At 48.8% G+C, this 3148-nt stretch carries 2 protein-coding genes; both read left to right on the forward strand.

The genetic code is table 11. From position 1 onward, the window contains the following. Window positions 1–259: hypothetical protein (locus tag D6694_05415; protein RMH44764.1), on the forward strand; the 259-nt coding region annotated here is incomplete at its 5' end. Window positions 260–544: 285 nt separating this feature from the next. Continuing rightward, entirely contained in the window at window positions 545–2926 is a 2382-nt protein-coding gene (locus tag D6694_05420; protein RMH44765.1) for a choice-of-anchor D domain-containing protein, read from the forward strand. The last annotated feature ends 222 nt before the right edge of the window (window positions 2927–3148 follow it).

A 3148-nucleotide genomic window follows, 5' to 3' on the forward strand; every position in this document is an offset into this window, starting at 1 on the left:
GAGAAGCCCTGACGCGCTTCGTCCAGCGCGGCATGCTGGATGCGCCGGTGACCTACAAGCATCCGTAGCGCAACTGCTCGTAGTTGTGGAAAAAAGGAAAATCGTAGCGCAACTGCTTGCCAGTTGCGGGAAGTGTGATGACCACAAGAGTGTGCCAGTGAGCCCTTTTTTTGACAAGGGTACACCGCTTCCCACGGTTAAGTGCCGTAGTACCGTTGAGTCAAGGGCATTTTTTAGGCAATTCTCAGACAATCTCTAGCCGATTTTTGCGATCACAACCAGAAATTCCGGTTTCGGTAGTTCGACCGTTCCGAAAAATCATGCAATAAAGAGAACGGATTCAAGCCCAAAACAAGATGATTTTCTCATGCAGGCGAATTTGTGCCCAAAAATTTGCTACCTTGACAAAATTCGGAATTCCTTAACTTGTGACCGATGCCCTAAAAATAGCAAAACAAATATCTGTCCTGTAGGGAAAGAAAATCAAACGGGGTTGTAATTCTCTTGCAATGCAACACAACAATCATGTCAAAAGGAGGCTCAGATGACAAAATCTAACGGCTTTCGCATGGTTATATCATTTCTGACCCTTCTCGGGATGTTCATCTCCTTGTTTTCCTCAGCTTATGCTGCTGCATACCTTTCACCACCCCCGCGAACAATCACAAATGCTCCTTCAGCAGACACCATCGCTCCCGCGCCGGTGCTTGCACTCCAGGCGGAACGCGGCACAGCGCCCGGCACCGTGAAACTATCCTGGATTGCCCCAGGCGACGATAGTACCGCTGGCACTGCGGCGCAGTACATTATCCGCTACAATAGCGAGCCCATTAGCGAGGACAATTGGGCTTCGTCTAGTGACGTGGTGGGGGAACCCACACCTTCTCCTGCAGGCTCACTGGAGCAAATGACTGTCACTGGTTTAACCCAGGGGATGATTTACTATTTTGCCATCAAGACGCGTGATGAGGCCGGAAACATCTCGACCATCTCCAACACGCCCCGCGCGGTCGCCGCGGCAGCATACAGTACCTATCTTCCTCTGGTCTTATCAACTTCAGATGTTCCAGTCGTGATTCCGAAAACCACCGTTGTACTCGATAAGACGACTGCTGAAGTGATCGAAGATATATCTGCAGACTATACGGCAATCACCTTCACCCAGACAACGCAGGGACTTAACGACGTACAAGTGGGGGATGTCATTGTTTCCGAGCCTGCACCTAACGCGCCCTACGGTTTGCTGGCAAAGGTCAACTCGGTAACCACATCCAGTGGTGATGTAGTGGTGGGTATTGAGCCTGCTGCACTGGATGAAGCCATTGAGTCCGGTTCTGCACACATTTCACAAAAACTGAGACTGGATCAGGGCACAACAACTTTTGCCCTGCCTGGTGTCTCAACCATTGCTTCTCCTGAACTTAATGATGAATTCTATATCGAATTGCAAGATGTGGTCCTGTATGACGACGATGGAGATTTAGACACCACAAATGACCAGATTGTTGCACATGGGTATATCCGCCTTGAACCTGGCTTTTCTCTTGATCTGGAAGTGCGCCATTGGGAACTCAAGAACCTAAACTTTACCACGACTGCTAATGAGACATTTGAACTTGAAGTGGAGAACAAAACCGATTTACAGTTCAAGAAAGAAAAGTTAATATTTGAACATCACTTTGAGGATCCACCAGTCACCTTTATGATTGGGTCATTACCTGTTGTCGTCGTACCAGTTCTTAGAGTATATGTGGGTATCGATGGGACTGCACATACAGTGGTAACTACAGGTATCGAGCAGCAAGCAACGCTCACCGCTGGATTGCAATATCGAAACGGAACATGGTCACCTATAACCGATTTTAACAATGAGTTTTTCTTTCATATCCCCAGATTAACCGCTGATGCAGATGTAAAAGGGTACATCAGTGGCGAACTGGATTTATTGTTATATGGATTAACCGGCCCATACGCCAAAGTTACTCCCTACTTGCAATTACATGCCAACACCAATGAAACACCGTGGTGGGTGCTGTATGGAGGAGTTGAAGTCCCCGCTGGGGTAAAAATCGAGGTTTTAAGTCACCAGATTGCTGAATATGAAACCACCTTGATTGATTATAAAATTCCTCTCATTGAAGCGCAAACCAACAACCCGCCAAACACACCTGGTAATCCATCACCTCCAAATGGATCAATTATTTATGATCCAAACATAAATCTCAGCTGGAGTAGTGGTGATCCAGATGGCGATAATGTAACATATGACCTCTACCTTGAAGCCGAGGATTCCACACCTGATGTATTAATGACTTCAAATTATATGACTACAACCTTTAACACAGGGGGGTTGACCCCAGATACAGACTACTACTGGCAAGTCGTTGCCCGGGATGAGCATGATGCTGTAAACTCTGGGCCTATATGGACGTTTCATACAGCATCTGATCTGTCAAGTGGTGAGATCACCGTCAGAAACGACAGCAATGGAGTGGAAATCCCAGATGGAGACACTACCCCCTCTGTGTCAGAAGGCACCGATTTTGGCAGCGTGGACATCAATGGTGCTACCGCTACCCAATGGTTCCGCATCTGGAATGACGGCTCTGATTTCCTTTATCTCACCGGCGACCCTATCGTGCAACTGACTGGCTGTTCGGATTTCACCATTACCGCCCAACCAGGCGACACTTCTATCAGCCCCTATCACAATTCCGTCCAGTTCCTGGTCACCTTCGACCCTACCACTGTCGGCCTCTGTAGTGCTGAGATCAGTATCCCCAACAGCGACGCCGACGAAAACCCCTACAACTTCACCATCCAGGGCACAGGTACAATCACTAACAGCGGTGAGATCACCGTCAGAAACGACAGCAATGGAGTGGAAATCCCAGATGGAGACGTTAGTGTAAATTTCTTTCTGTAAATTCGAAAGCCACTACTGCACCCCTGGCCCGTTTTCTCTTCGACCCGCAATAGCCGTAAGCCTATCTGCAGGCCTACTGGCACTACAGCGCCAGCCAGCCTGCGGGCTGGCCTGGACGAGCGCCCCTTCGAACATCCCTATTACTGGGCCGGGTTCGTCTATCTGGGGCTGCCGGTCGCTGCTCACAGGGGATGAAAACTACGCCATACAACACCCCTTGTA

The sequence above is a fragment of the Gammaproteobacteria bacterium genome (assembly GCA_003696665.1).
Classification (GTDB): domain Bacteria; phylum Pseudomonadota; class Gammaproteobacteria; order Enterobacterales.

Bases quoted from the DNA above. Each gene is read 5' to 3' on its own strand.
- D6694_05420 (RMH44765.1), top strand. From the start codon at position 545: ATGACAAAATCTAACGGCTTTCGCATGGTTATATCATTTCTGACCCTT.